The following is a 22,007-nucleotide window of genomic DNA, read 5'->3' on the forward strand; positions in this document are numbered from 1 at the left end:
AACCCACAGATTCGATAGCCGATACCTTTTATATTTTACGTTACAGAGATGTAGATCAAAATGAGTGTAAAAAAGCCCTCCGTAGAGGGCCGGGGCCTCTTATAAACCGGGTCTGACACCCAGTGTATGACAAATTGCGTAACTCATTTCGGCGCGGTTAAGTGTATAAAAGTGAAAATCTTTTACCCCTTCCCGGCTTAAAATTTTAACCATGTCCATGGCAATATTCGCTCCTACCAGCTTGCGGGTTTCCGCATCGTCATCCAGGCCTGAAAACATCTGTGACATCCATGCCGGAATGCGCACGTTGGTCATGTCTGCGAACTTTTTAGCCTGTTTGAAATTCGAGACGGGTAGTATGCCCGGAATAATTTCCACATCGATGCCCGCAGAAACACAGCGGTCACGAAAACGCAGGTAGCTTTCAACGTCGAAGAAAAATTGGGTGATAGCACGATTAGCACCGGCATCCACTTTGCGCTTCAGGTTCAGCAGATCCGCCTGCGCGCTTTTCGCTTCCGGGTGCACTTCCGGATAGGCGGCGACGGAGATATCGAAATCCGCCACCTCTTTCAGCAAGCTCACCAGGTCAGCCGCATACATTTCCGGCTTTCCGCTACCCGGCGGCAGGTCACCGCGCAGCGCAACAATATGGCGAATACCGTTATTCCAGTAGTCCTGGGCGATGGTGCGCAGCTCGTCTCGGGTTGCATCAATGCAGGTCAGGTGCGGAGCTGCTTCCAGACCGGTACGGTCCTTAATGCCCTTAATGATGCTGTGCGTGCGGTCGCGCTCGCCAGAGTTCGCGCCATAAGTCACAGAGACAAACTTCGGCTTCAGGCTGCTCAGACGATCGATAGAGTTCCACAGGGTTTGCTCCATTTCACTGGTGCGCGGCGGGAAAAACTCGAACGAAACGTTAATCTGACCCTGGACTTCCGCCAGGCTCTGATTCAGGGCTTCCCGCTGGTTGGCGTGAAAAAAGCTCATACCTTACCTCTTCAATCTCTTGTATTTATATGTTGTGTTGTGAACATCTATCCGTTTAGACGTCCAGATGTAAAAATGACGGAAAAGCGCGATGGCGTCAACTGAAAAATCATCGTTAATGGTGAGGAAAAGTCAGGGAAGGTGAAAAAAATTCATGTTAGCGGGCCATGCTAAGGAACGAGATCCTTTGATACAGCCACTGCAACCGCGCGGCGTGCTCCGGTAGCATAATCAGCCCCGCCTGAAGAGTGAGCGCATCGTCGCTCAGTGGGCGAAACGTTACGCCTTGCCGCTGAATGGCGGCAAAGGAGGCAGGAAGTAAGCTCAGACCGTCGCCGTGAGCAATACGCGCGAGCAGCACATCATGTTCCAGCGGTTCTTCAATACAGACAGGCGCATAACCCGCGCGGTGAAACGTCTCTCGCGTGTGGTCAAAGAAGGCAGGATTACGTTCACGGCTGAACCAAAAAAGGGGACGGTGATTCAGTGCGGCTAAAGAGAGAGGCTCCAGGGTTGCTTCTGGCCAGATGGCTGGTAGTGCAGCAATAAGCGGTTCCTGCCAGGCAAGTGGTGTCACCGATAATTCTGCGGTCTCAAGCGGCAAGGCCACCACGGCGGCATCGAGTTTTCCTCGTCGCACCAGGCGAACCAGATCGGGAGAAGCGTGCCGCACGATACGCAGAGTATCCACACTGGCATTTAGCTGCGTTTCCAGCGAGGCGAACCCCCCCTGCTCAAATGCGGTCGTTAAGCCCAGCCGTAGCGTCTGTACACCATTTTGCGCAAGCTGGCTCAGGGCTGCATACGCTTCGTCCTGCTGCGCCAGCAGGGGGCGAACGATGTCCAGCACCCGACCACCTTCCGCTGTCAGCGTGAGTCCTCTGGTATGACGGACAAAAAGCGTCAGCCCCAGACGTTCTTCAAGCTGGCGAATATGGCGGCTGAGCGGCGGCTGCGACATAAAGAGTCGCTGTGCCGCGCGGCTCATGTTGTTCTCTTCCGCCACCACGGCAAAATAGCGTAGCAGGCGAATATCCAGAGAATGCAGAGGCGAGGTTGTCATACCCAAAAGGTATCACGGAAACGGTATTATCCAAATCATTCTGCACACCCTATCCTCACGCCATACATCGCACAAACGAGGAATATCCCATGCATTCAGAACGCTTTCTTACCGGTCAGAACATGTTGCAAAAGGTTGATGGCAAAGGCGGCGAGGCCGTCGTCGAGAGTCTGCAAGATATTGCCCCAGACTTTGCCCGCCTCATCATCGAATTTCCTTTTGGCGATATCTATTCTCGTCCGGGGCTGGATTTACGCAGTCGGGAAATTGCCACCGTTGCGGCATTAACCGCGATGGCTAACGCGACACCCCAGTTGAAAGTGCATATCGCCGCCGCGCTGCACGTAGGGCTAACGCAAGATGAGATCATTGAAGTGATCATGCAGATGGCGGTTTATGCCGGTTTCCCGGCCGCGCTGAACGGTCTGTTTGCTGCGAAAGAGGTTTTTGCGCAGTCGTAACGTGCCGGATGGCGCTTACGCTTATCTGGCCTACAGATGTATTTATACCGTAGGCCGGGTAAGGCGAAGCCGCCACCCGGCAACGCAAACTACAGCAACTGCGCCAGGCGATTGATATCCGACTGAATCGCCCCTGCGGTCACATCGCGACCGGCACCCGGTCCACGGATCACCAGTGGGTTATCACGGTACCAGCGGCTTTCGATCGCAAAGACGTTATCGCACGGCAGCAACGCAGCCAGCGGATGCTCCGGACGCACCGCTTCCACGCCGACGCGCGCCTTACCGTTGGCGTCAAAACGCGCCACGTAGCGCAGTACCAGCCCCATTTCGCGCGCGGCTTCGAGGCGCTGCACCATCTGGTCGTTCAGCTCTTCGCCATTCTCAAAGAAGTGATCGATAGACCCTTCCTCACAGTGCGCAGGCACCAGCGATTCAACCCGTACCTGGTCCGGCTCAATGTCATAACCCGCTTCACGCGCCAGAATCACCAGTTTACGCATCACGTCCTTACCGGAAAGGTCCACGCGCGGGTCCGGCTCCGTCAGCCCTTGCTGCCAGGCCTGATCGACCAGATCGGTAAACGGAACGGTGCCGTCGAATTGCAGGAACAACCAGGAGAGCGTGCCGGAGAAGATCCCGCTGATCGACAGAATGGTGTCGCCGCTGTCGATCAGATCGCGCACGGTGTAGTTGATCGGCAATCCGGCCCCCACGGTGGCGTTATACAGCCAGTGGCGGCCTGTTTTATCAAACGCGTCGTGGATCTGACGATATTTGTCGCTGGTGCTCGCTCCAGCCAGTTTGTTCGCGCTGATCACATGGAAACCGTGGCTGGCAAAATCGAGATACTGATCCGCCAGTTGCTCGCTGGCGGTGACATCCAGTACAACTAAATCGTCATACGGGTGCGCGCGCATCCACAGGAACAGCGACTCTTCATCCTGTTCAATGGCCTCATCGTTGAAGAAGGCCAGTGCGCGGCTGGCATCCAGCCCTTCATAGTTCAGCAGGCTGCGGCGGCTATCCACCACGCCCGCCAGCACAAATTCGAATCCGGTACGCGCCGAGAGGGTGCTTTGCTCGCGAGCAAACAGTTCCAGCCAGCGCGAGCCGATATTGCCCTTGCCGAACAGCACCAGGCCGATACGTTTTTCAGCACGGAAAATCGACTGGTGCAGACCCTGGATCAGACTTTCCGTTGGGCCCTTGCGCAGCACAGCGACCAGGCTGATGCCCTCTTCTGATTGCCAGGTAAATTCTACCGGCTGCCCTTTCAACTGCTGCCAGAAGCGGTGGCAGTGCAGCGGGTTACGGGTGACGCCCGCCCCCACCATCGCCACCAGCGCCAGCCCCTGACGCAAACGGAGCTCGCCTGGCAGGCCCGCTTCATCAAGGATCTTCAGGGCGCTGTCGGCCACTTCTGAGGTGTAGCAGAACTGGAGTAACTGGCGGTCGTTGTGGACGCCCACGGCCAGCGGACGCACTTGTGCACGCTTCAGAACCTGGTCAATGTCTTTATACGCCAGCCTGAAGTCCTGGCTCGCAGGAACCTGAAATTCAATCAGGCAGACGTCATCATGACTGGTGACGATGCGCGCTCCCGTTCCTGAGGCCAGCACGCGCTCAATGCGCGTCGACCCCTGGTCCGGCGTGTAGCTACAGCGCAACTGAAGATCGATATCGCTGCCGGAAACCGGCTGCAAGGTACGGGCGTGCAGAACGGGAGCTGCCAGACGCGCCAGTTCGCTGGCTTCGTCGAGGCGCAGCAGCGGCAGCAGGCAGGCATCTTTCACTTTACGCGGGTCAGCACTATACACCCCTGCGACATCGCTCCAGATTGTGACGCGGGAAACACCTGCCAGCGCACCGATTTGCGTCGCTGAATAGTCAGAACCGTTACGGCCTAACAGCACCGTTTCCCCTGCATCGCTGCGGCTGATAAAGCCTGTGACCACCAGACGCTTGCCGGGATGCTGAACCAGTAGCTGTTGCAGTAAAGGGTAAGAATGCCCTTCATCAACCTGCGGCTGCGCAGCACGCTCGGCGCGCAAAAATTCACGCGCGTCCAGCCAGGCCGATTCCATGCCTTGTTGATTCAGGACAGCCGACATCAAACGTGCTGACCAGACTTCGCCGTGGCCCACCACTTCCGCGTAGATGGCATCATTCACGCCGCTATCAAGCAGACTTGCCAGACGCTCCAGATCGCTGATAAACAGGCGGGTCAGGCTGTCTGCCACATCGCCTGGCAGTAACCCACTTATCAGTTCGCATTGATAGCGACGTAATGTTTGCTGTACCTGATGCGCAGAGAGGCGATCGGTCTGACTCAGTTTCAGCCAGCTAATCAACTGGTTGGTGGTACTGCCTGCGGCGGAGACCACCATCAGATCGTCAGGCTGCGAGTATTCCGCCATAATGCCCGCGACGCGCAGATAACATTTCACGTCGGCCAGACTGCTGCCACCAAATTTATGCAGTTGACGACCCTTCGTCCCTGCCTGCGCAATCACACTCATGTTTACCCCTTGTTTGCAGCCCGGAAGCCATTTTCCAGGTCGGCAATTAAATCTTCGCCATCTTCAATACCGGTGGAGATACGCAGTAGCGTCTCTGAGATGCCGGCAGCCGCACGCGCTTCCGGCGCCATGCCTGCGTGGGTCATTGTTGCGGCGTGAGAGATTAAACTTTCCACTCCCCCTAACGATTCCGCCAGCGTAAACAACGACAGCCCGCTCAGGAAACGACGCAGCGTCTGCTCATCGCCATCCAGTTCAAAACTCAACATTGCGCCAAAACCTTTTTGCTGACGCGCGGCAATTTCATGCCCCTGGTTGTCCGGCAATGACGGGTGATACAACTTTTTCACCAGCGGCTGGGTTTGCAGGAAATCCACAATCGCCTGAGCGTTGCGCTGCGCGACTTCCATGCGCGGCGACAGGGTACGTAAGCCGCGCAGCAGCAGATAGCTGTCAAACGCGCCGCCGGTCACGCCGATATTATTTGCCCACCATGCCAGCTCGGTGACCACATCTGGATCTTTTGCAATGACCACGCCGGCCACAACATCAGAATGGCCGTTCAGATATTTCGTGCATGAATGCAACACCAGATCGGCGCCTAATGCCAGCGGATTTTGCAGCGCAGGGCTTAAAAAGGTGTTGTCGACGACGCTCACTGCGCCCGCTTCACGTGCCAGTTGGCAGATTTTCGCAATATCCACCACGCGTAACAATGGGTTACTCGGGCTTTCTATCAGCACCAGCTTCGGTTTTTCCGCCAGTGCCGCCTGCAAGGCGCGCTCATCCCCCTGGTCGACAAACAGCACGCGATAGCAGCCACGCTTCGCCAGGCTATCGAACAAACGATAGCTGCCGCCGTAGCAATCGTGTGGGGCCACCAGCAGATCGCCAGGTTTCAGGAACACCGTTGTGACCAGGTGTATCGCCGACATGCCGGTATTCGTCAGCACCGCCCCCGCACCACCTTCCAGTTCGGCCAGCGCACGCTGAACCACATCACGCGTTGGATTGCCACGACGGGAATAGTCATGGGCGCGCGGTTCATTAAATCCGGTAAAGTTATAGGTGCTCGAAAGATGAATGGGCGGGACAACGCAACCGTACTGTTCGTCGTCATTTAACCCGCTACGCACTGCGATGGTGGCCTGTTTACGCGTCATGTTAGAGAGGTCCTGAGCTGAGTCGGTGAAAAGTCTGGACTCAGAGTAATCATTGTCACAATAGACGTCAATACATCTGGACATCTAAACTTCTTTGCGTATAGATTGAGCAAAAAGCAAATAGCCGTTAAAATTACATGCATTAGCGCACAACAACAGGTGCTTAATCCGTGTCACGGTATCGCCTGTACGGTAAACTGTGCGGGATTACGGCCAATATCCACATAATGTTTGTGGTTTGACCTCATATTAATGACGAAGAGGATTAAGGTATCTCATGGCTGAATGGAGCGGCGAATATATCAGCCCATACGCTGAGCACGGTAAGAAGAGTGAACAAGTAAAAAAAATTACGGTTTCCATTCCTCTGAAGGTGTTAAAGATCCTCACCGATGAACGTACGCGTCGTCAGGTGAACAACCTGCGTCACGCCACCAACAGCGAACTGCTGTGCGAAGCGTTTCTGCATGCCTTTACCGGACAACCGCTGCCGAACGATGCAGACCTGCGTAAAGAGCGCAGCGATGAAATCCCGGAAGCAGCGAAAGAGATCATGCGCGAGTTGGGCATCGATCCGGAGACGTGGGAATATTGATCGCAAGAAGAGCGATACCGCATCCCGGGTCGCTCTTTTTGTTGTGTAACAAGGCCGTTATGCGCGACAGCAAACCATATGTTTTTGAAGCCGTAGGAAAAGAGTGGCCGCTGTTTTCGTGGTAGAACAGATACAAAAAAAGCGCCTTTCGGCGCTTTTTTCTTTGACAGCAGAAACTTATTTGCTGCCCGGGATGCTGAAACGCTTGTTGAAGCGGTCAACACGGCCACCGGTTGCAACGTCACGCTGTTTGCCAGTGTAGAACGGGTGGCATTTGCCGCACACGTCCAGGTTCAGATCGTGACCAACAGTAGAGCGGATTTTCATGACGTTACCGCAAGAACAGGTAGCAGTAATTTCTTCGTATTTCGGGTGAATATCTTTTTTCATGGGGAAACCTCAGTTTAAGGCCGCGTCGCTCTTCCAGCCCTAACGCCAGACACCACGCGATGTTAATTATTTCCCGTCACCTTCCACTCTACATCAGCAGCGCGAAATTTTCGGGTAATGGTCAATGTTTGACACAATCAATTTGCATCAAAGGCGGCGAATCATACAGAATTTGCACAATGGATGCAAACTGATCCGCCTCCCCTTCCCACAATGTGTATACTAACCCGCCAGATTTCAAGTCAGGATGAGTTCATGCCCGTTGCGCACGTTGCCTTACCCGTTCCGCTTCCCCGCACCTTTGATTATCTCTTGCCGGAAGGCATAGAAGTCAAAGCCGGATGTCGCGTGCGCGTACCGTTTGGCAAACAGCAGGAGCGCATCGGGATCGTGGTGTCAGTCAGCGACAAGAGCGAACTGCCACTCAATGAACTGAAAGCCGTCATTGAGACGCTGGATGACGAACCGGTCTTTTCAACCTCCGTCTGGCGTCTGCTCTTATGGGCTGCTGACTACTACCATCACCCGATTGGCGATGTCCTGTTTCATGCCTTACCTATCCTTCTGCGTCAGGGGAAACCCGCTACCAACGCGCCGATGTGGTTCTGGTTTGCCACCGAAGAGGGTCAGGCTGTCGATCTCAACAGCCTGAAGCGCTCGCCAAAACAGCAGCAGGCACTGGCTGCCTTACGGCAGGGGAAAATCTGGCGCGACCAGGTGGCGGAACTCGAATTCAATGATGCCGCGCTCCAGGCGCTACGTAAAAAAGGGCTGTGCGAACTGGCAAGCGAAACACCGGGCTTTAGCGACTGGCGCACTCATTACGCCGTCTGCGGCGATCGCCTGCGTCTGAATACCGAACAGGCTACCGCTGTCGGGGCGATCCATAGCGCTTCTGACTGTTTTTCCGCCTGGCTGCTGGCCGGGGTCACCGGTTCCGGTAAAACCGAAGTGTATCTGAGCGTACTGGAAAACATCCTCGCCCAGGGCAAGCAGGCACTGGTCATGGTGCCGGAGATCGGCCTGACGCCGCAAACTATCGCCCGCTTTCGCGAACGCTTTAACGCACCGGTAGAGGTACTGCACTCTGGCCTCAATGATAGCGAGCGTCTCTCGGCGTGGCTGAAAGCCAAAAATGGCGAGGCGGCGATTGTCATCGGCACCCGTTCCTCTTTATTTACGCCGTTTAAAAATCTGGGCGTGATCGTCATCGATGAAGAGCACGATAGCTCCTATAAACAGCAGGAAGGCTGGCGCTATCACGCCCGCGATCTGGCGGTTTATCGCGCCCATAGTGAACAAATCCCGATTATCCTCGGCTCGGCAACCCCGGCGCTGGAAACGCTGTGCAACGTGCGGCAGAAAAAATACCGCATGCTGCGCCTGACGCGCCGCGCCGGAAATGCGCGCCCCGCGACTCAGCATGTGCTGGATTTAAAAGGTCAGCAGGTACAAGCCGGGCTGGCTCCGGCGCTTATCACCCGCATGCGCCAGCATTTACAGGCCGACAATCAGGTGATTTTGTTCCTCAACCGTCGAGGATTTGCCCCGGCGTTACTTTGCCACGACTGTGGCTGGATAGCGGAATGTCCGCGCTGCGATCACTACTACACGCTGCACCAGGCGCAACATCATCTACGCTGCCACCATTGTGACAGCCAGCGTCCGGTGCCGCGCCAGTGCCCTTCCTGCGGTTCTACGCATACCGTACCCGTTGGGTTAGGCACCGAGCAGCTTGAGCAGGCTCTGGCCCCCTTCTTTCCCGGCGTCCCGATTTCGCGTATCGATCGCGATACCACCAGTCGTAAAGGTTCGCTGGAACAACATCTGGCAGAAGTCCATCGCGGCGGCGCGCGAATTCTGATCGGCACCCAGATGCTGGCGAAAGGTCACCACTTCCCCGACGTCACGCTGGTTGCGTTACTGGATGTCGATGGCGCACTGTTCTCCGCAGACTTCCGCTCGGCAGAACGCTTTGCCCAGCTCTACACTCAGGTTTCCGGACGCGCAGGACGGGCGGGTAAACAGGGCGAAGTGGTTTTGCAGACGCATCATCCGGAACATCCGTTGCTGCAAACCCTTCTCCATCAGGGTTATGACGCCTTTGCCGAACAGGCGCTGGCGGAGCGGCAAACCATGCAACTGCCGCCGTGGACTAGCCACGTCATCGTGCGGGCAGAAGACCACAATAACCAGCAGGCACCGCTGTTTTTGCAGCAACTACGCAACCTGATTCAGGCCAGTCCACTGGTGGATGACAAACTGTGGGTGCTTGGTCCGGTTCCGGCGCTGGCACCCAAACGCGGCGGACGCTATCGCTGGCAGATTCTATTGCAGCATCCGTCACGCGTTCGCTTACAACATATCGTCAGCGGAACGCTTGCGCTTATCAACACCTTACCGGATTCCCGCAAGGTGAAATGGGTACTGGATGTCGATCCCATAGAGGGATAACCCCCCTCATGTTGCGAGGCGGATCGTAAAATTAAACACCCATCACACTTTTTATGAAAATTCTGTAACCGCTTCCATTCACTATCTGATAAAAATAATTCCGATGTGTATTCCATAGGGATTGTGCTGCGCCGGGTTACCAGGCGAGGAGAAAGAGTGAAACCGAAGAAGCAGGTTACTGCCGCTACAATGAAAGATGTTGCTGTGAAGGCGAAAGTCTCAACGGCAACAGTATCTCGCGCGCTAATGAACCCTGATAAAGTCTCCCAGACCACCCGCAATCGGGTAGAACAGGCGGCGATGGAAGTGGGCTATTTACCACAGGCAACGGGACGCAATGTTAAACGTAATGAATCGCGCACGATCCTGGTGATCGTCCCGGATATTTGCGATCCGTTCTTTAGCGAAACCATCCGTGGGATTGAGGTCACGGCCGCCAGTCACGGTTATCTGGTGCTTATTGGCGATTGCGCGCATCAAAACCAGCAGGAAAAAACGTTCGTTAATTTGATTATCACGAAGCAAATTGACGGTATGTTGCTGCTCGGTTCCCGTCTGCCCTTTGATGCCAGTATCGAAGAACAGCGCAACCTGCCGCCGATGGTAATGGCAAATGAATTTGCACCAGAACTGGAACTGCCCACCGTACATATCGACAACCTGACTGCTGCCTTCAATGCCGTTAACTATCTGCATGAACTGGGGCATCAGCGCATTGGGTGTATTGCCGGGCCGGAAGAGATGCCGCTATGTCACTACCGCCTGCAAGGCTATGTACAGGCGCTGCGCCGCTGCGGCATTGCGGTCGACCCGCATTACATCGCCCGCGGTGATTTTACCTTTGAAGCGGGGGGAAACGCGCTGAAGCAACTGCTTGACTTGCCACAGCCGCCGACAGCGGTCTTTTGTCATAGCGATGTTATGGCGCTCGGTGCCCTCTCATGGGCTAAACGCAACGGGCTAAAGGTTCCGGATGATTTATCCATCATCGGTTTTGACAATATCGCTCTGGCGGAATTTTGCGATCCACCGTTGACAACCGTCTCCCAACCGCGCTTCGATATTGGTCGCGAGGCTATGCTGTTGCTGCTCGAGCAAATGCAGGGGCATAACGTCAGCAGCGGCTCACGTTTGATGGATTGCGAGTTAATCCTTCGGGGGACAACGCGCGCATTACCTTAATTCAGACACCGTGTCTGGTCAAAGCCCCGCCGCTTAAGTAACATGGCGGGCTGACGAACGAATAAATACAGCGAAACGATAGTGGCACAACGAGATTATGTACGTCGCGGCCAACCGGCACCTTCGCGGCGCAAGAAAAGCACCTCACGGAAAAAGCAACGCAACACGTCTGCGGTATCGCCCGCAATGGTCGCTATTGCCGCAGCTGTCCTTGTCGCCTTTATCGGTGGTCTGTACTTCATTACTCATCACAAGAAAGAAGAGTCCGAGACGTTGCAAGGTCAGAAAGTAACGGGCAACGGGCTGCCGCCAAAGCCAGAAGAGCGCTGGCGTTATATTAAAGAGCTGGAAAGCCGCCAGCCCGGCGTCCGCGCGCCAACCGAACCGTCCGCTGGTGGTGAAGTTATGAACCCGGACCAGTTGACTAACGAACAGCGTCAACTGCTGGCGCAAATGCAGGCGGATATGCGCCAGCAACCAACACAGTTGAACGAAGTGCCTTGGAACGAGCAAACCCCGGAGCAGCGTCAACAAACGCTACAACGGCAGGCACAGCAGCGTCAGGCGCAACAGCAAACGCAGCCGCCGCGTACCCAGCCGCAGCCGCAAACGCGCACGGTGCAAAGCGCGCCGGTACAGCAACCGAAGCAAACCACGCAGCCGCAAAAGCCGGCCGCGACCCAGCAGCCGTATCAGGATCTGCTGCAAACCCCTGCGCATACCACTGCGTCACAACCGAAAACGCAGCCGGCAGCGCCCATAACCCGAGCGCCGGAAGCACCAAAGCCGACGACCGAGAAAAAAGATGAGCGTCGCTGGATGGTTCAGTGCGGCTCCTTCAAAGGCGTGGATCAGGCAGAAACCGTCCGCGCGCAACTGGCATTCGAAGGCTTTGATTCTAAAATCACTACTAACAATGGCTGGAACCGCGTAGTCATTGGGCCGGTGAAGGGCAAAGAAAATGCCGACAGCACCATTAGCCGTCTGAAGATGGCAGGTCATACAAACTGCATTCGACTCGCCTCCGGGGGTTGAAACCCCCAAAATCCCCCCCATCTATACTTGCATTATGCCCCACACAAAATGTGGGGCTTGTATTCTGCATTTGTAACCAAGGGGTCTGCTCGTGACAACAATAGTAAGCGTACGTCGTAACGGCCATGTAGTTATCGCCGGTGATGGTCAGGCCACACTGGGTAACACCGTAATGAAAGGCAACGTGAAAAAAGTACGCCGTCTGTACAACGACAAAGTGATTGCCGGCTTTGCTGGCGGTACGGCGGATGCGTTCACGCTGTTCGAACTTTTTGAGCGCAAGCTGGAAATGCATCAGGGGCACCTGGTGAAAGCCGCCGTTGAGTTGGCGAAAGACTGGCGTACCGATCGAATGCTGCGCAAACTGGAAGCGCTGTTGGCGGTCGCGGATGAAAACGCCTCCCTCATTATCACCGGTAATGGTGACGTGGTGCAGCCGGAAAACGATCTGATTGCTATCGGTTCTGGTGGTCCCTACGCCCAGGCCGCAGCACGTGCTCTGCTGGAAAACACCGAGCTCGGCGCTCGCGAAATTGCTGAAAAAGCGTTGGATATTGCAGGCGATATCTGCATTTACACCAACCATTTCCACACCATTGAAGAATTACCATCTAAGGCGTAAGGATCTCCCATGTCTGAAATGACCCCACGCGAAATCGTCAGCGAACTGAATAAACACATTATCGGGCAGGATAACGCCAAGCGTTCTGTGGCTATTGCCCTGCGTAACCGCTGGCGCCGCATGCAGCTCGACGAAGAGCTGCGTCACGAAGTGACCCCGAAAAACATTCTGATGATTGGCCCGACCGGCGTCGGTAAAACCGAAATCGCCCGTCGTCTGGCTAAACTGGCCAATGCGCCATTCATTAAAGTGGAAGCCACCAAATTTACCGAAGTAGGTTATGTCGGGAAAGAAGTGGATTCTATCATCCGCGATCTGACCGATGCCGCCATTAAAATGGTCCGCGTCCAGGCGATCGAGAAAAACCGCTTCCGCGCTGAAGAGATGGCGGAAGAGCGAATTCTGGACGTGCTGATCCCACCGGCCAAAAACAACTGGGGCCAGGCGGAACAGCAGTCTGAACCGTCCGCTGCGCGTCAGGCGTTCCGCAAAAAACTGCGTGAAGGCCAGCTCGACGATAAAGAAATCGAGATCGATCTTGCCGCTGCGCCGATGGGCGTCGAAATCATGGCGCCTCCGGGCATGGAAGAGATGACCAGCCAGTTGCAGTCGATGTTCCAGAACCTGGGCGGTCAAAAGCAAAAAGCACGTAAGCTAAAAATCAAAGATGCGATGAAGCTGCTGATTGAAGAAGAAGCGGCCAAGCTGGTAAATCCTGAAGAGCTGAAACAGGAAGCCATTGATGCCGTGGAGCAACACGGGATCGTGTTTATCGACGAAATCGACAAAATTTGTAAGCGCGGCGAATCCTCAGGCCCGGACGTGTCCCGCGAAGGCGTGCAGCGCGACCTGCTGCCACTGGTTGAAGGCTGCACCGTTTCCACCAAGCACGGCATGGTGAAAACCGACCATATCCTGTTTATCGCCTCTGGTGCGTTCCAGGTCGCTAAACCGTCCGATCTGATCCCTGAACTTCAGGGGCGTCTGCCGATTCGCGTTGAGCTTCAGGCGCTGACCACGGGCGACTTCGAACGTATCCTGACCGAACCCAATGCCTCTATCACCGTGCAGTACAAAGCGCTGATGGCGACCGAGGGAGTAAATATTGAATTTACTGACTCCGGTATCAAACGGATTGCCGAAGCGGCGTGGCAGGTCAACGAGACGACAGAAAACATCGGCGCTCGTCGTTTGCACACCGTTCTGGAGCGACTGATGGAAGATATTTCCTATGATGCGAGCGATTTGAACGGTCAAAGCATAACAATTGATGCGGATTATGTGAGCAAACATCTGGATGCGCTGGTCGCAGATGAAGATCTGAGTCGTTTTATCCTATAATCGCGTTCAATGCATTTTCATCATTGTTGATGGGGCTGAAAAGCCCCATTTTTATTGGCGCTAAATATGACTGAACAACAACAAATTAGCCGCTCCCAGGCCTGGCTGGAGAGTTTACGACCCAAGACGCTGCCGCTGGCTTTCGCAGCGATCATCGTCGGTACGGCCCTGGCATGGTGGCAAGGGTATTTTGACCCACTGGTCGCTTTGCTGGCGCTGATCACCGCGGGACTCTTACAAATTCTGTCGAATCTTGCTAACGACTATGGCGATGCCGTCAAGGGAAGCGACAAACCCGATCGCATTGGGCCACTGCGCGGTATGCAGAAAGGTGTCATTACCCAGCAGGAGATGAAGCGCGCGCTGATCGTCACCGTGGTGCTAATTTGCTTGTCTGGTCTGGCACTGGTGGCAGTAGCCTGCAAAACGCCCGCCGATTTTGTCGGTTTCCTGGTGCTGGGCGTGCTGTCGATTATCGCCGCCATTACCTACACCGTCGGCAATCGCCCTTATGGCTACATTGGCCTTGGCGATATTTCTGTACTGGTATTCTTCGGCTGGCTAAGCGTGATGGGGAGCTGGTATCTGCAAGCGCATACGCTGATTCCAGAATTAATCCTGCCGGCGACGGCCTGTGGGCTGCTGGCCACCGCCGTGCTGAATATCAACAACCTGCGCGATATTAACAGCGACCGTGAGAACGGTAAAAACACGCTGGTTGTGCGTCTGGGTGCGGTTAACGCCCGCCGTTACCATGCCTGCCTGCTAATGGGGACGCTGGTTTGTCTGGCGCTGTTTAACCTGCTTTCACTGCAAAGCCCGTGGGGATGGTTGTTCCTGTTGGCCGCGCCACTGCTGATTAAACAGGCTCGTTATGTGATGCGCGAACTGGAACCGGCGGCAATGCGTCCCATGCTGGAACGCACGGTAAAAGCCGCACTGTTGACTAACCTACTGTTTGTGATAGGCATTTTCTTAAGTCAGTGGGCACGTTAACTGACAAATATCAATTAACAATTGATGATTTTGCCAACAGTACACATAGCGCGATATACTAAAAATTCTCGCAGCAACTGAACGTTAAGCCAATGAAATACGATACTTCCGAGCTTTGTGACATCTATCAAGAAGATGTCAACGTCGTGGAACCACTGTTCTCTAACTTTGGAGGGCGGTCGTCGTTTGGCGGACAAATCGTCACGGTGAAATGTTTCGAGGATAACGGGTTGCTGTACGATCTGCTCGAACAAAACGGCCGTGGTCGCATTCTGCTGGTCGACGGCGGGGGTTCTGTCCGTCGTGCGCTGGTCGACGCTGAACTGGCGCGTCTTGCCGTACAGAATGAATGGGAAGGTCTGGTCGTCTATGGCGCGGTGCGTCAGGTGGACGATCTGGAAGAACTGGATATCGGTATTCAGGCGATTGCCGCAATACCCGTTGGAGCAGCAGGTGAAGGCATTGGAGAAAGCGATGTCCGCGTCAATTTCGGCGGCGTGACGTTCTTCTCTGGCGATCATCTCTACGCAGACAACACCGGCATCATACTTTCCGAAGACCCGCTCGATATAGAGTGATCAAAAAAGGCACCGTAAGGTGCCTTTTTTATGCGCGGTGTCATCTGAGACAATGCCGGATGGCGGCGCGAGTGCCTTATCCGGCCTACAAGCCACTTGCTCAGGAATCCTCTAAAGTTTTCGCGTTAGGGCAAGGCGGCAAGCGAATGAATCCCCAGGAGCGTAGTAAACTACGTGACTGGTGTGAATACGCGCAGCCAACGCCGCCATAACGTGAAAGATGACGAGGATTAGACTTCTTCCATACGGCCGAGCAGTGCCTGCAGTCGATCCTGCCAGCCATGCTGCTGTTCTTTCAGCGAAGCGTTCTCGCGTTCCAGTTCTTCACGGCTATGTTGTGCAGACTGCACTTCCTGCGCCAGGTTGTTGTTCTTTTCTTTCAGCTCTTCAATTTCCATCTGCAACAGAGTGATGGTATCGATCGCCTGCTGAACTTTTGCTTCCAGTTTCTCAAACACTTCTAAAGACATGGCTATTTCTCTCCTGAATTGCAAGGCGACGCTTCACGCATACGCGCACAATATCGCATAATCAATATGCCCCCGATTGTATGAAGCCCCGCAGTCCCTGTCCAGCAGCATCCCGCGTAGATTGCGGTTTGCAGGAATTTTCGTCTTTCTCCTGGTGACATCATTTACATAACTATTAAGTGTTAACACATTCGTTAATGAAATGATTTAAATCACTCCATATCAGTGTCACAAAATGCGCTTATTGGCGCGATAACGCTCATTTTATTGACGCAGCACACACATTTAAAGTTCGATATTTCTCGTTTTTGCTCGTTAACGATAAATTAACAGTGTGCCTACAGGGCATCGTGGATGTCGCTGACCTCCTCGCTAACAATAAACTTAAACTCTTCAGGATCCGATTATGAGTCAAACATCAACCTTAAAAGGCCAGTGCATTGCTGAATTCCTCGGTACCGGGTTGTTGATTTTTTTCGGTGTAGGGTGTGTCGCTGCTCTTAAAGTCGCTGGCGCGTCTTTTGGTCAGTGGGAAATCAGCGTTATCTGGGGGCTGGGGGTGGCAATGGCTATCTACCTGACCGCAGGCGTTTCTGGCGCACATCTTAATCCGGCAGTCACCATCGCATTATGGCTCTTCGCCTGTTTTGACAAACGTAAAGTTGTCCCTTTTATCATTTCTCAATTTGCCGGTGCGTTTTGCGCAGCGGCGTTAGTTTACGGGCTTTACTACAATCTTTTCGCGGACTTTGAACAAACCCACCACATCGTGCGTGGTAGCATTGAAAGTGTTGATCTGGCTGGCACTTTCTCAACATATCCGAATCCACATATCAATTTTGTGCAGGCCTTCGCGGTTGAAATGGTGATTACCGCTATCCTGATGGGGCTTATCCTGGCGCTGACCGATGACGGTAACGGCGTTCCGCGTGGCCCACTGGCTCCACTTCTGATTGGCTTACTGATTGCCGTTATCGGCGCATCGATGGGTCCATTGACCGGATTTGCGATGAACCCGGCGCGTGACATCGGTCCGAAAGCGTTCGCCTGGCTCGCTGGCTGGGGTAACGTGGCCTTTACCGGTGGCAAAGATATTCCTTACTTCCTGGTGCCGCTCTTCGGCCCTATCGTTGGCGCTATTGTGGGCGCATTTGCCTATCGCAAGCTGATCGGCCGCCATTTGCCGTGCGATACCTGTGCCGTGGAAGAGAAGGAAACCACGACCACTTCACAACAAAAAGCTTCGCTGTAATGTGACTACGGGACAAAAATTATGACTGAGAAAAAGTATATCGTCGCGCTCGACCAGGGCACCACCAGCTCTCGTGCAGTCGTGATGGATCACGACGCCAATATCGTGAGCGTTTCACAGCGCGAATTTGAGCAGATCTACCCGAAAGCTGGCTGGGTAGAACACGACCCAATGGAAATCTGGGCAACACAAAGTTCGACACTGGTGGAAGTCCTGGCGAAAGCAGATATCAGTTCCGATCAAATTGCAGCTATCGGGATAACTAACCAGCGTGAAACGACCATCGTCTGGGAACGTGAAACCGGCAAACCGATTTATAACGCCATCGTCTGGCAGTGCCGTCGTACCGCGGACATCTGTGAGCGCTTAAAGCGTGACGGTATGGAAGAGTACGTTCGTAGCAACACCGGTCTGGTGATTGACCCGTACTTCTCCGGTACCAAAGTGAAGTGGATCCTCGACCACGTCGAAGGCTCCCGTGAGCGCGCACGTCGCGGCGAACTGCTGTTCGGTACGGTCGATACCTGGCTCATCTGGAAAATGACGCAGGGACGCGTACACGTAACGGATTACACCAACGCCTCACGGACCATGTTGTTTAATATCCATACTCTGGACTGGGACGACAAAATGCTGGATGCGCTGGATATCCCGCGCGCCATGCTGCCGGAAGTGCGCCGTTCCTCTGAAGTCTACGGCCAGACCAACATTGGTGGGAAAGGCGGTACACGTATTCCAATCTCCGGTATCGCCGGCGATCAGCAGGCGGCGCTTTTTGGCCAACTCTGCGTGAAAGAAGGGATGGCGAAGAATACCTACGGCACCGGCTGCTTTATGCTGATGAACACTGGCGAAAAAGCGGTTAAGTCGGAAAATGGTCTGCTGACCACCATCGCCTGTGGTCCGACCGGAGAAGTGAACTACGCGCTGGAAGGGGCGGTATTTATGGCGGGCGCTTCCATCCAGTGGCTGCGTGACGAAATGAAGCTCATTAGTGACGCGTTCGATTCCGAATATTTTGCCACTAAGGTGAAAGACACCAACGGTGTGTACGTGGTTCCGGCGTTTACCGGTCTGGGCGCACCGTACTGGGATCCGTATGCCCGTGGCGCGATCTTCGGTCTGACCCGTGGGGTGAACTCCAACCACATCATCCGTGCCACGCTGGAATCCATTGCCTACCAGACCCGCGACGTGCTGGAAGCGATGCAGGCAGACTCTGGTATACGCCTGCACGCCCTGCGCGTGGACGGCGGTGCGGTCGCCAATAACTTCCTGATGCAATTCCAGTCTGACATTCTCGGTACGCGCGTTGAGCGCCCGGAAGTCCGCGAAGTCACGGCGCTGGGTGCCGCGTATCTGGCAGGGCTGGCTGTCGGCTTCTGGCAGAACCTGGATGAGTTGCAGGAAAAAGCGGTTATCGAACGTGAATTCCGCCCGGGCATTGAAACCACCGAGCGTAATTACCGCTACAGCGGCTGGAAGAAAGCGGTCAAACGCGCGCTGGCGTGGGAAGATCACGACGAGTAATCCGTCATTAGAGACGTAGGCCGGATAAGACGCGTTAGCGTCGCCATCCGGAAAAATCAGTGTGCGGGGGAAACCCTGCACCTGTGTACACATCAATAATTCCCCCCTCTCCCCTGTGATACACTTCGCGCCATTCATTTCTGCTATGAGTTTGCTATGAGACGAGAACTTGCCATCGAATTTTCCCGCGTAACCGAAGCGGCGGCGCTGGCTGGCTACAAATGGTTGGGTCGTGGTGATAAAAACACGGCAGACGGCGCAGCGGTCAACGCCATGCGCATTATGCTCAACCAGGTCAACATTGACGGGACCATCGTGATCGGTGAAGGCGAGATCGACGAAGCGCCGATGCTCTACATCGGTGAGAAAGTCGGTACCGGTCGCGGTGACGCGGTGGATATTGCCGTGGATCCTATCGAAGGTACGCGCATGACCGCGATGGGCCAGGCCAACGCGCTGGCGGTGCTGGCGGTCGGCGATAAGGGCTGCTTCCTGAACGCGCCGGACATGTATATGGAAAAGTTGATTGTCGGGCCGGGCGCAAAAGGCGCTATCGATCTCAACCTGCCGCTGGCGGATAACCTGCGCAACATCGCTCTCGCGCTGGGTAAACCGCTGAGTGAACTCACCGTCACTATTCTGGCAAAACCCCGCCACGATGACGTGATTGCAGAAATGGCGAAACTGGGCGTGCGCGTATTCGCCATCCCTGACGGCGACGTGGCGGCGTCGATTTTGACCTGTATGCCAGACAGCGAAGTTGATGTGCTGTACGGCATTGGCGGTGCGCCGGAAGGTGTTGTGTCCGCAGCGGTGATCCGCGCGCTGGACGGCGACATGCAGGGCCGCCTGCTGGCGCGTCACGATGTTAAAGGTGACAGTGAAGAAAACCGTCGTATTGGTGAGCAAGAGCTGGCACGCTGCCAGGCGATGGGCATTGAAGCAGGCAAAGCTCTGCGTCTGGATGAGATGGCACGCAGCGACAACGTTATCTTCTCCGCCACCGGCATCACCAAAGGCGACCTGCTGGAAGGTATTAGTCGCAAAGGCAATATCGCCACCACCGAAACGCTGCTGATTCGCGGTAAATCCCGCACCATCCGCCGCATTCAGTCGATTCACTATCTCGATCGCAAAGACCCGGACGTACAGGCGCATATCCTGTAATCGCTCCCTGCCGGGGGCGCTTCGCTTGCCCGGCCTACAGGGGTGCAGTGTTGTAGGCCGGATAAGGCGCTTCGCTTGACCGGCCTACAGGCACCTGTGCTGCTATTCGGCATAAATTTGTTAGATCGAGCCTTCCGGCCCTCGCGGGCTGGAATTTTTCTGTTCATGGAACGAAGATAATGGGACACGTTCAGAACAGGAGATAACCATGGCAGATTGGGTAACAGGCAAAGTCACTAAGGTACAAAACTGGACCGATGCCCTGTTTAGTCTGACCGTCCACGCCCCCGTTCATCCTTTCACTGCAGGCCAATTCACCAAACTCGGTCTTGAGATCGACGGTGAGCGCGTCCAGCGCGCCTATTCTTATGTGAATGCCCCTGATAATCCCGATCTGGAGTTTTACCTGGTCACTGTGCCTGACGGTAAACTGAGCCCGCGCCTGGCGGCGCTAAAGCCCGGCGACGACATTCAGGTCGTGAGCGAAGCGGCGGGATTCTTCGTCCTCGAAGAAGTGCCAGACTGCGATACGCTGTGGATGCTCGCCACCGGCACCGCGATTGGCCCCTATTTGTCGATTCTTCAGTTCGGGAAAGATTTAGAACGCTTTAAAAATCTGGTGCTGGTCCATGCCGCACGCTATGCCGCCGATCTCAGCTATCTGCCGATGATGCAGGAGCTGGAAAAACGTTATGAAGGTAAGCTGCGGATCCAGACGGTGGTCAGTCGTGAGACGGTGGCGGGCTCGTTAACCGGTCGCGTTCCGGCGCTGATTGAAAGCGGTGAACTTGAAAAAGCGGTAGGGTTATCGATGGATAAAGACACCAGCCATGTGATGCTGTGCGGCAACCCTCAAATGGTACGTGATACGCAGCAGCTATTGAAAGACTCCCGGCAGATGACCAAACATCTGCGTCGCCGACCGGGACATATGACGGCTGAGCATTACTGGTGAATTTTCTGCCGGATGGTGTCGATGCCTTATCCGGCCTACTTCGGTTCCGCTTTAAAATTAACGTCCTGAGTATCTTTACCAAACTTATTCGCACCCTGAGTGCCCACAAACGCGCCCAGATCGATAATCAGCATGATGAGGATCAGCGTTGGCACGAAGCGTCCCACCGCCCACGCCCACATGCCCGGCAGGATCGCCCAGTTACCAGCGAGCAGCATCCACGCCAGAATCATCAATAATGCCCATAACCCGGAGCGTCCACGATCGTGCAGACGCTTGACCGTCACCGCTGCGGTTGGCCATAGCAGGCAGACCAGACAAAACGCCGCGGTTTTGATGTCGAGAAGATTTTTGCTGGCGAGGGAAAAAAGCACCACCATGCTGACAATCCACAAGCCGATCCAAAGCCAGAAATCGCGGCGTCCAATACGCCCTTTAAATGAAAATAACCATTGCTGTATGGTCATGTAAGTTCCCTTAAAATTGTCATCCGCGACAGTTTACCCTTTTGACAAGCCGGACGGTTATCGTTTTAATCGTAAGCAGCCAAAACAAAAGGTATGTTTGATGAAGCCTGGATGTACTCTGTTGATATTCCTGTTTTCCGCAATGTCCGTGGGCATAACGGCACACGCGGCTGAGCCTCAGACGGTAACGACCGCGCCCTATTTGCTCGCTGGCGCGCCGACGTTTGATCTCTCCATTAGCCAGTTTCGCGAGAATTTTAATACCCAGAATCCAGCGCTTGCCCTGAGCGAATTTCGTTCTATCGACAGCAGTCGCGACAAAGCCAATCTCACCCGCGCCGCCAGCAAAATCAATGAGAACCTGTATGCCTCTACCGCTCTTGAGCGCGGCACGTTAAAAATCAAAAGTATGCAAATCACCTGGCTACCGATTCAGGGGCCAGAGCGCAAGGCCGCAAGAGCAAAAGCCCTGGAGTATATGGCGGCAATTATTCGCACCGTTGCGCCGTTACAGACAAAAGAACAGAGCCAGAATAAAGTGCAGAAGTTGCTCAATGCGGGCAAAAACAAACGCTACCTGGCAGAGACTGAAGGTGCAATTCGCTATGTCATCGCAGATAACGGTGAAAAAGGGCTGACCTTCGCTGTTGAACCGATTAAGCTGGCGCTATCTGAAAACCTTGAGAGGCCGAATTGATGATAAAAAGCAAAGCCTTTCCTGAGACGAATCTCTATACTGTTTCACAGACCATGCTGCCCTGACGGGTGGCCATC

General features: G+C 54.6%; 21 protein-coding genes. 14 read left to right on the forward strand and 7 right to left on the reverse strand.

Annotation, left to right across the window (positions count from 1 at the left end; genetic code table 11):
- Window positions 1-99 precede the first annotated feature (99 nt).
- On the reverse strand, window positions 100-990 hold the full coding sequence (metF, locus tag HVY19_RS19540; RefSeq protein WP_181682231.1) for a methylenetetrahydrofolate reductase: 891 nt from the start codon (window positions 988-990) through the stop codon (window positions 100-102).
- A 157-nt stretch (window positions 991-1,147) separates the two neighbouring features.
- Window positions 1,148-2,053 (reverse strand): LysR family transcriptional regulator, encoded by a 906-nt coding sequence (locus HVY19_RS19545; protein ID WP_181682232.1) that lies wholly within the window; start codon window positions 2,051-2,053, stop codon window positions 1,148-1,150.
- Window positions 2,054-2,142: 89 nt separating this feature from the next.
- Here HVY19_RS19545 and HVY19_RS19550 point away from each other — a divergent pair, with 89 nt between their 5' ends.
- Window positions 2,143-2,514, forward strand: coding sequence for a carboxymuconolactone decarboxylase family protein (locus tag HVY19_RS19550; RefSeq protein ID WP_181682233.1), 372 nt, complete (start codon window positions 2,143-2,145; stop codon window positions 2,512-2,514).
- 89 nt (window positions 2,515-2,603) lie between these two features.
- Here HVY19_RS19550 and metL read toward each other — a convergent pair whose 3' ends face one another.
- A complete protein-coding gene (metL, locus tag HVY19_RS19555; RefSeq protein WP_181682234.1) occupies window positions 2,604-5,036 on the reverse strand; it encodes a bifunctional aspartate kinase/homoserine dehydrogenase II in 2,433 nt (810 codons plus the stop codon).
- 2 nt (window positions 5,037-5,038) lie between these two features.
- A complete protein-coding gene (gene metB, locus HVY19_RS19560) occupies window positions 5,039-6,199 on the reverse strand; it encodes a cystathionine gamma-synthase (protein ID WP_181682235.1) in 1,161 nt (386 codons plus the stop codon).
- Window positions 6,200-6,476: 277 nt separating this feature from the next.
- Here metB and metJ point away from each other — a divergent pair, with 277 nt between their 5' ends.
- Window positions 6,477-6,794, forward strand: coding sequence for a met regulon transcriptional regulator MetJ (gene metJ, locus HVY19_RS19565; protein WP_042325599.1), 318 nt, complete (start codon window positions 6,477-6,479; stop codon window positions 6,792-6,794).
- A 177-nt stretch (window positions 6,795-6,971) separates the two neighbouring features.
- Here the strand turns inward: metJ and rpmE are convergent, their stop codons facing one another.
- Window positions 6,972-7,184 carry a 50S ribosomal protein L31 gene (gene rpmE / locus HVY19_RS19570; RefSeq protein ID WP_012907796.1) on the reverse strand — a complete coding sequence of 71 codons (213 nt, stop codon included), beginning with the start codon at window positions 7,182-7,184 and terminating at the stop codon, window positions 6,972-6,974.
- A 255-nt stretch (window positions 7,185-7,439) separates the two neighbouring features.
- Between rpmE and priA the strand changes: the two genes are divergently transcribed.
- The 7 genes from priA (at window position 7,440) to rraA (ending at window position 15,392) form a co-directional block, all read left to right on the forward strand.
- Complete coding sequence (gene priA / locus HVY19_RS19575) at window positions 7,440-9,638, forward strand: primosomal protein N' (protein ID WP_181682236.1); 2,199 nt, start codon at window positions 7,440-7,442, stop codon at window positions 9,636-9,638.
- Between the two features lie 156 nt (window positions 9,639-9,794).
- Window positions 9,795-10,820 (forward strand): DNA-binding transcriptional regulator CytR, encoded by a 1,026-nt coding sequence (cytR, locus tag HVY19_RS19580; protein ID WP_181682237.1) that lies wholly within the window; start codon window positions 9,795-9,797, stop codon window positions 10,818-10,820.
- Window positions 10,821-10,901: 81 nt separating this feature from the next.
- Entirely contained in the window at window positions 10,902-11,855 is a 954-nt protein-coding gene (gene ftsN, locus HVY19_RS19585; protein WP_181682238.1) for a cell division protein FtsN, read from the forward strand.
- Between the two features lie 91 nt (window positions 11,856-11,946).
- Window positions 11,947-12,477 carry an ATP-dependent protease subunit HslV gene (gene hslV, locus HVY19_RS19590; protein ID WP_007369227.1) on the forward strand — a complete coding sequence of 177 codons (531 nt, stop codon included), beginning with the start codon at window positions 11,947-11,949 and terminating at the stop codon, window positions 12,475-12,477.
- 9 nt (window positions 12,478-12,486) lie between these two features.
- The gene (gene hslU / locus HVY19_RS19595) at window positions 12,487-13,818 is read left to right on the forward strand and encodes an HslU--HslV peptidase ATPase subunit (RefSeq protein ID WP_181682239.1); all 1,332 of its coding nucleotides are present in this window, start codon (window positions 12,487-12,489) and stop codon (window positions 13,816-13,818) included.
- 66 nt (window positions 13,819-13,884) lie between these two features.
- Window positions 13,885-14,814 (forward strand): 1,4-dihydroxy-2-naphthoate polyprenyltransferase, encoded by a 930-nt coding sequence (gene menA / locus HVY19_RS19600; protein ID WP_181682240.1) that lies wholly within the window; start codon window positions 13,885-13,887, stop codon window positions 14,812-14,814.
- 92 nt (window positions 14,815-14,906) lie between these two features.
- Complete coding sequence (rraA, locus tag HVY19_RS19605) at window positions 14,907-15,392, forward strand: ribonuclease E activity regulator RraA (RefSeq protein WP_181682241.1); 486 nt, start codon at window positions 14,907-14,909, stop codon at window positions 15,390-15,392.
- Between the two features lie 230 nt (window positions 15,393-15,622).
- Here rraA and zapB read toward each other — a convergent pair whose 3' ends face one another.
- Complete coding sequence (gene zapB / locus HVY19_RS19610; RefSeq protein WP_181684336.1) at window positions 15,623-15,868, reverse strand: septal ring assembly protein ZapB; 246 nt, start codon at window positions 15,866-15,868, stop codon at window positions 15,623-15,625.
- Between the two features lie 400 nt (window positions 15,869-16,268).
- Between zapB and glpF the strand changes: the two genes are divergently transcribed.
- The 4 genes from glpF to fpr all read left to right on the forward strand — a co-directional run bounded on the left by glpF (window position 16,269) and on the right by fpr (window position 20,766).
- Window positions 16,269-17,114 carry a glycerol uptake facilitator protein GlpF gene (glpF, locus tag HVY19_RS19615; protein WP_181682242.1) on the forward strand — a complete coding sequence of 282 codons (846 nt, stop codon included), beginning with the start codon at window positions 16,269-16,271 and terminating at the stop codon, window positions 17,112-17,114.
- 21 nt (window positions 17,115-17,135) lie between these two features.
- The gene (gene glpK, locus HVY19_RS19620) at window positions 17,136-18,644 is read left to right on the forward strand and encodes a glycerol kinase GlpK (RefSeq protein ID WP_181682243.1); all 1,509 of its coding nucleotides are present in this window, start codon (window positions 17,136-17,138) and stop codon (window positions 18,642-18,644) included.
- Window positions 18,645-18,800: 156 nt separating this feature from the next.
- A complete protein-coding gene (glpX, locus tag HVY19_RS19625) occupies window positions 18,801-19,811 on the forward strand; it encodes a class II fructose-bisphosphatase (RefSeq protein ID WP_181682244.1) in 1,011 nt (336 codons plus the stop codon).
- Window positions 19,812-20,019: 208 nt separating this feature from the next.
- Window positions 20,020-20,766, forward strand: a complete 747-nt coding sequence (fpr, locus tag HVY19_RS19630) for a ferredoxin--NADP(+) reductase (RefSeq protein WP_181682245.1) — start codon at window positions 20,020-20,022, stop codon at window positions 20,764-20,766.
- A gap of 35 nt (window positions 20,767-20,801) precedes the next feature.
- Here the strand turns inward: fpr and HVY19_RS19635 are convergent, their stop codons facing one another.
- Window positions 20,802-21,233 (reverse strand): DUF805 domain-containing protein, encoded by a 432-nt coding sequence (locus tag HVY19_RS19635; RefSeq protein WP_181682246.1) that lies wholly within the window; start codon window positions 21,231-21,233, stop codon window positions 20,802-20,804.
- A gap of 100 nt (window positions 21,234-21,333) precedes the next feature.
- On the opposite strand from HVY19_RS19635, the gene HVY19_RS19640 reads away from it, so the two are divergent.
- Window positions 21,334-21,930, forward strand: coding sequence for a DUF1454 family protein (locus HVY19_RS19640; RefSeq protein WP_181682247.1), 597 nt, complete (start codon window positions 21,334-21,336; stop codon window positions 21,928-21,930).
- Window positions 21,931-22,007 lie beyond the last annotated feature (77 nt).

Source organism: Citrobacter sp. RHB25-C09 (assembly GCF_013836145.1).
Classification (GTDB): domain Bacteria; phylum Pseudomonadota; class Gammaproteobacteria; order Enterobacterales; family Enterobacteriaceae; genus Citrobacter_A.

Excerpts from the sequence above, each read along its gene's own strand:
- metF (WP_181682231.1), bottom strand. The coding sequence starts at position 990 with ATGAGCTTTTTTCACGCCAACCAGCGGGAAGCCCTGAATCAGAGCCTG.
- HVY19_RS19545 (WP_181682232.1), bottom strand. The coding sequence starts at position 2,053 with ATGACAACCTCGCCTCTGCATTCTCTGGATATTCGCCTGCTACGCTAT.
- HVY19_RS19550 (WP_181682233.1), top strand. The coding sequence starts at position 2,143 with ATGCATTCAGAACGCTTTCTTACCGGTCAGAACATGTTGCAAAAGGTT.
- metL (WP_181682234.1), bottom strand. The coding sequence starts at position 5,036 with ATGAGTGTGATTGCGCAGGCAGGGACGAAGGGTCGTCAACTGCATAAA.
- metB (WP_181682235.1), bottom strand. The coding sequence starts at position 6,199 with ATGACGCGTAAACAGGCCACCATCGCAGTGCGTAGCGGGTTAAATGAC.
- metJ (WP_042325599.1), top strand. The coding sequence starts at position 6,477 with ATGGCTGAATGGAGCGGCGAATATATCAGCCCATACGCTGAGCACGGT.
- rpmE (WP_012907796.1), bottom strand. The coding sequence starts at position 7,184 with ATGAAAAAAGATATTCACCCGAAATACGAAGAAATTACTGCTACCTGT.
- priA (WP_181682236.1), top strand. The coding sequence starts at position 7,440 with ATGCCCGTTGCGCACGTTGCCTTACCCGTTCCGCTTCCCCGCACCTTT.
- hslU (WP_181682239.1), top strand. The coding sequence starts at position 12,487 with ATGTCTGAAATGACCCCACGCGAAATCGTCAGCGAACTGAATAAACAC.
- menA (WP_181682240.1), top strand. The coding sequence starts at position 13,885 with ATGACTGAACAACAACAAATTAGCCGCTCCCAGGCCTGGCTGGAGAGT.
- rraA (WP_181682241.1), top strand. The coding sequence starts at position 14,907 with ATGAAATACGATACTTCCGAGCTTTGTGACATCTATCAAGAAGATGTC.
- glpF (WP_181682242.1), top strand. The coding sequence starts at position 16,269 with ATGAGTCAAACATCAACCTTAAAAGGCCAGTGCATTGCTGAATTCCTC.
- glpK (WP_181682243.1), top strand. The coding sequence starts at position 17,136 with ATGACTGAGAAAAAGTATATCGTCGCGCTCGACCAGGGCACCACCAGC.
- glpX (WP_181682244.1), top strand. The coding sequence starts at position 18,801 with ATGAGACGAGAACTTGCCATCGAATTTTCCCGCGTAACCGAAGCGGCG.
- fpr (WP_181682245.1), top strand. The coding sequence starts at position 20,020 with ATGGCAGATTGGGTAACAGGCAAAGTCACTAAGGTACAAAACTGGACC.
- HVY19_RS19635 (WP_181682246.1), bottom strand. The coding sequence starts at position 21,233 with ATGACCATACAGCAATGGTTATTTTCATTTAAAGGGCGTATTGGACGC.
- HVY19_RS19640 (WP_181682247.1), top strand. The coding sequence starts at position 21,334 with ATGAAGCCTGGATGTACTCTGTTGATATTCCTGTTTTCCGCAATGTCC.